This window comes from Pedobacter sp. (genome assembly GCF_035566355.1).
GTDB lineage: Bacteria > Bacteroidota > Bacteroidia > Sphingobacteriales > Sphingobacteriaceae > Pedobacter.
This window is the reverse complement of record NZ_DATMRL010000134.1, coordinates 1-5,144: the sequence shown is the minus strand read 5'-3', so window position 1 is coordinate 5,144 and position 5,144 is coordinate 1. Positions and strand designations below refer to the sequence as shown.

The window sequence follows — 5,144 nt, the reverse complement described above, 5'->3', positions numbered from 1 at the left end:
ATGTAGATATTAATTAGATGTTGTAAATGAATGAGCAGGTTTAAATTTTTTGAAGAGCCACCAGAGGTGGAACAGACAAGGGAGACCGACAGGATTCAATTGAGACTTCTGCCTTCCCGGAACCATAGATTTTCAATTCGTTATCATACACAGTTCTTTGCTATGGGGCAAAAGGTAACCGACGTGCAAACGGAGATCATTTGGATACTCAAAATTGTCGATGGCTTTGAAGACGGGTATCTGGTGGATATTGAAGTGGAAAATCATGAGGTTTTTAATGCGAATCCGGCTTTTAAGGAGATGATAGAGTTTTCCAAAGCCTTTAACTATCCAACTCAAAAGCTGGTTATTAAGCTCAATAAACAAGGAAGCATTGAAAGGGTCCTGAACCAGGAAGAGATCGTTGAACGGTGGGAAGAGATTAAAGTGGATGTTTTGGAACCGCTAAAAAATACAGCCGGAGATCAGGAACTTTTAAAGAATGGAGATCAACAATTCGGCGACTTATTACCTTCATTAAAAGAAACCCTTTTATATTCTGTTTTTTTTAGTCCGGTATTAGGAGAAAAACTGGGGAAAAATGAACATTTGATAGGAGAGGGCACATTTTCTTCTCAGCTGTTTCAGGGTATCCATGTTCCTTATCAAATTAAAGAAACACTTCAGTCAACAGATAGTGTGGGTTTTCAGTGCAGTCATAAGGCTTATATTGAAAAAACTGTTGGTGCAGATTTGACAAAATTATATAATCAATCTTATAAAGAGCTTTGTGGACCAAAATTTTCTTATGAAATAGATTACCAGGCTGATTATAGTTTTGACTTGTCTACAGGGCTCTTAACGCATTGCCAGGCCGTATTTAAAGAAAAGGCGAATGATGGTTTATATTTTCAAACGGATTTCACTATAAAAAGGATTTAAGATGTCACAATTATATGTTCCCGATAAAGCCTATTTGGTCTGTTCGGATGGGATGAATCCTCAGCAATTAAAAGTAAGCAGTCAGAGTAGCATAAAAATAGCAAAAGGACGTTTGGCTGCAACAATTAAAGACCGTACGGGGGCAAATTTTGTTTGTGCAAAAATGGTCATAGCTGGTGCAATAATAGGTGTTATCGTTGCCGCAATCATAGCTGCTGCAATTGTACTTAGCGGGGGAACATTGGCTATAGGTCTTGGCGCAATGTTGGCTGCAGGAGCCGTAGGCGGAGCGGCGGTTGGATTGAATACCGCAATGATGCCTTGCATTTGCGCTATATTAACGATGAGCAAAGATTGGACTCCGGTTCATCCCAGAGTAACGTTTGAAGATAAGAAAGCTCTTATTGATAAATCTATAGTACCATGTTTCCTGGGAGGAACCGTTCAGATTATGTATTCTAAGGAAGCCGCTGATGCCCTTGCCTCTTTAAACAGAAGCAAAACCATTGCTGGTGTTGCTGCTATCACTTCAATTGCTTTCATCGCAGGTGGTATTGCTTCGGCTGTTGGAAGTGCATTTATGGCTGTCAAAGGCACCTTTGTTACCTACGGTGCAGTGTCTGGGTTTGTACATGTACTGGGCGTAACCAGTGTGGGAGGGGCCTCTTATGGATTGAATGCCGGATACGACTGGTCTAAGAAAAAGATAAAAATAGGTGGTTCATCCGTAGATGATTATATAACCGGGGAGGCCTATAAAGGAAGTGACCCAGATCATAAAAAACTGGATGATGTTGTAGATCTTGCCACAAATAAAAAAGTTGGTGCTCCTACAGATGCCCTTGGCAGTGCAGAAGATATTGCAAAGAGCCAAACGACAAATTTAAATACAACAACGCAAACCACACAGACGTTAGGCACCAACAGGGTCTTTGTTGCAAATTCAGAAGGTGCTGTTTTACCTCCGGGTACGGTTACTGCAAGCCAAACCACCGTAACATCAAGTAATGCGATTCCCGGAGCAAGCCCTGCCAGACCCAATGGAACAACCATATCCTCCAGTCAAAGTTCTGTTTCCATGAGAAGTACCCCAAATACGCTGGAGATTTCCAGAATGAATACCACTACGGAATTTTCTACCCAGTTTAACAACAGGTCTATACTGAAAGGTTCTTTCAAAGCGTTTACCGGAAAATATGGTTTTGGGATCATGAAGGGAATGGGAACCAATATGCTGCTGGATGCGATCCGCGCAGGCGGAAACTGGCTGATCGCTGATGATCTTAAGGGCCTACAGGATGCTTTAAATAATGCAGAAACTGCGGCCAGACAATCTATAACTGTAATTGAAGATGAAATATAACATTTGCTTTGCCCTTTCCTTGTTGTTGCCTGTTCTATTTTTGGTGTATACCATTGTGCGTACAAAGGATACAGATAAACAACTGATAAAAATGACGGCTACCATGAATGTCTCCAAGAAGATCAGCAGGGGAGCCCGATCTGATGCAGAGTATATTCAGAAATTTGACGAGTTCAAGGCTACTTTAAGCAGAACTTTTTCCGGTCTGGGGAGCATGTTCAAAGCGGATAAGTTAAAAGATATTTATTTGCCCGCGCCTGCCAATATGATACCTGATATCTATTGGGAACATCCTAAGCTTAAGCCAGCTGAAGAAAGGAAGGCATCCTTTTATATATTCAGGGCAGATCAGCAAAGAATTAATGATGGGATGACGATTCCATATATCTATTTGAAGCTAGATCATGAAGGTCGTTCTGAAATTGGCTATTTAACTGAACTTTATACCTATACTCTGGGAGAAAAAATAGGCGGTTTGACTATCTTTTTTACCTTGATTGTTAACCTGGTACTTTTTATTGTTGCCTTGCAAAAATATCAGGAAAGCAAACTCTACGTAGGGGTGGGCCTGATTATTGTTTTAATTTATATTTTATTACTGCTTTTTTAGAGGTTATATGAATACACCAAGTGCTAATATCAAAATGAGACTGCCTATTCCGGTGGGTACAACGCTGGGCATAGGATTCGCCATGCTGGCTGGCTATATTGTTACTCTGGTCCTGGTTTTTATCTTTCAAAACCAAATAGAAACTTTGACCGGGATCAATCCGGCGCATTCTCCCTTAACATTATTGATGTTAATCTTGCTTGCTCCCTGGGTCATTATTGCCTGGTTATTGATAAAAAAGAACACCAATTATGGATTTTTAAACCTTTATGATCGTTATTTGATCATTACGGATGAACATAATTCTTTAATTAAAAAATACAATGCCGAAGATGTGGCATTTGTGAAATTACAACATCTTGCTTTTCACTTTACGTTTAAAGACGGCTACCGCTTCAATTGTATTAACCTGGCGATGGAAAAAGGATATCCGGAGCAGTTAGCCAGCTTCAATCCTTTTTTAAGAGAATTTATAGTTCAGAATCAGGTTCCTGTTCAGCAAGGGAATATCATGTAAAGTATAGTAAAACCATGAAGAAAACAATATTCTATTTATTCTCTTTAATAGTTCTGCTCGTTGTTTCCTGTCATTCTTCAACACCTAAAGAAAACATTGCTGTCGGATCAAGGAATCAGGCTACAGATAAAACGCTGAGCGATCAACTGATTACTTTTATTGATACTGCAGCAAATCGTTTTGCTGATGGCCGACTTAGTGAGGAAAAACTTAAAGTACTGGCAGACAGTTTTGCTGTTTACTTTCCAATCATGTTGGACCAGCAAGGTAAGGCTGTTCCAGATACTGTTGTTTATGTAAAGTTGCACGACCGCAATTATTCAAAGCAAAGTGACCGGATCTATATCTCCTTGCCAATAGCCATGGGAAAGCAGCTTACTTTTAAATCTTTAACAAACCATTTTGGCCCACTTGGGGCTGAGCCGCCCTTATTCAGAGCGCATAAGAGCCCTCCACCCGTAAGTATAGACCTTAAAAAGCACTTAGGCAATAAAACAGCAGGATTATTTCTTCAGATAAGTGCAGCGCATTTCCCTGAAGAAGCAGAAAATCAGATGGTATACATTGAAATAGTTAAATCGAAAGGAGAGTAGGTATGCCATCTTATAAACTGGTCAAGATTAACGAATATGATGCCCACGGTGGCCCCTCCAAGGAGGTTTTAGGACATGACGGGCATATGCAAACCTCTACTCGCTCTGGAAGGTATGTGATTGGTGCCATTGAAAAACATGTGAGCCATGGAAAATACCAGTTCTGGTCTGGAATAGCCTGGGGTACAGAAATGCGTGTAACCAATGAAATTATAATGGTAAAACATGGCGGGAAATGGATGAGGTTAAGTGCGGTTAATGACCAATGGGGACGATATAAAGGATTCGAAAAGCAGTTAACTGATTTGATAAAGAGATCTTACAATACGTATTATGGAAAATTAATTGTTCCAGATCGTTGGGTGTTTAATGATTTTGGACACATCTCTGTGAAGTATTATGCCGATAATAACCACAACTGGAAAATGGACGGAAAGGAAGGGTTTCTGGGGGATTTTATTCATACGACACCCGGAGATGAAGCCAATACCTATTTCAACAACCGGGTTATTCTTTCTGAATCGCATGGCTGCATCCATGTTAAGCCGCTCGATATAGACACGATGATTGGAAATGGCTATATTAAAAAGGGAAACAGTATTGAAGTGCACAACTATAATGAAAAAAATGTGTCTGGAAATCTGATGAGAAATATTGCCCGGCCAGGATTTGAAGTACATTTTTATCCGGGAGTATTTAAAATAGCGGTTTACCGGGTAACGGCAAAATAAGATCGCTGCAGCTAACTTTAAATCCTTTGTGCTGCCTTTTTCCCCAGGCTGTAGCTAAACTAAGCAGTTGTACTATTTTCTATAATGCTGACGATCAGTATTCATTTCAAATACAGTCTTCAGTTCCACTTCAGGGCTTTCTTTAGAAATAATATACTATTGGCAAAGTTTTTGCCGTTAGCAGTATAGATAAATAATATTTCACCCAAAAACTAAAGTTATGGCTTTCAAAGCAAGATTAGACTTTTCGGGCAAGGAGTACGATGTACTTCATTGTGCGTATTCCCTAAACCGCGATGTAGACGCAAAAGGAAGACCCTCTTCCGGAGTATATGGCGGTACGATCGACATCGAGATCGAGTCCACTGAAGACACCTCTGTTGTAGAGGCAATGGTTAATAACCAGTAC

General features: G+C 40.1%; 7 protein-coding genes. All 7 read left to right on the top strand.

Features of this window, described 5'->3' with window-relative positions; translation table 11 throughout:
• The first annotated feature begins 30 nt into the window (after positions 1-30).
• Entirely contained in the window at positions 31-921 is an 891-nt protein-coding gene (locus VNZ46_RS05305) for a hypothetical protein (RefSeq protein ID WP_325559082.1), read from the top strand.
• Position 922: 1 nt separating this feature from the next.
• Positions 923-2,284 (top strand): PAAR-like protein, encoded by a 1,362-nt coding sequence (locus tag VNZ46_RS05300; protein ID WP_325559081.1) that lies wholly within the window; start codon positions 923-925, stop codon positions 2,282-2,284.
• A complete protein-coding gene (locus VNZ46_RS05295) occupies positions 2,274-2,894 on the top strand; it encodes a hypothetical protein (protein ID WP_325559080.1) in 621 nt (206 codons plus the stop codon). Before VNZ46_RS05300 ends, VNZ46_RS05295 begins: the two co-directional genes overlap by 11 nt.
• Positions 2,895-2,901: 7 nt before the next feature.
• Positions 2,902-3,411 carry a hypothetical protein gene (locus VNZ46_RS05290; RefSeq protein ID WP_325559079.1) on the top strand — a complete coding sequence of 170 codons (510 nt, stop codon included), beginning with the start codon at positions 2,902-2,904 and terminating at the stop codon, positions 3,409-3,411.
• A 14-nt stretch (positions 3,412-3,425) separates the two neighbouring features.
• Complete coding sequence (locus tag VNZ46_RS05285; RefSeq protein ID WP_325559078.1) at positions 3,426-4,004, top strand: hypothetical protein; 579 nt, start codon at positions 3,426-3,428, stop codon at positions 4,002-4,004.
• A gap of 2 nt (positions 4,005-4,006) precedes the next feature.
• Positions 4,007-4,735 (top strand): hypothetical protein, encoded by a 729-nt coding sequence (locus tag VNZ46_RS05280; RefSeq protein WP_325559077.1) that lies wholly within the window; start codon positions 4,007-4,009, stop codon positions 4,733-4,735.
• A gap of 220 nt (positions 4,736-4,955) precedes the next feature.
• The coding region (gene tssD / locus VNZ46_RS05275; protein WP_325559076.1) for a type VI secretion system tube protein TssD at positions 4,956-5,144 on the top strand (189 nt) is incomplete at its 3' end.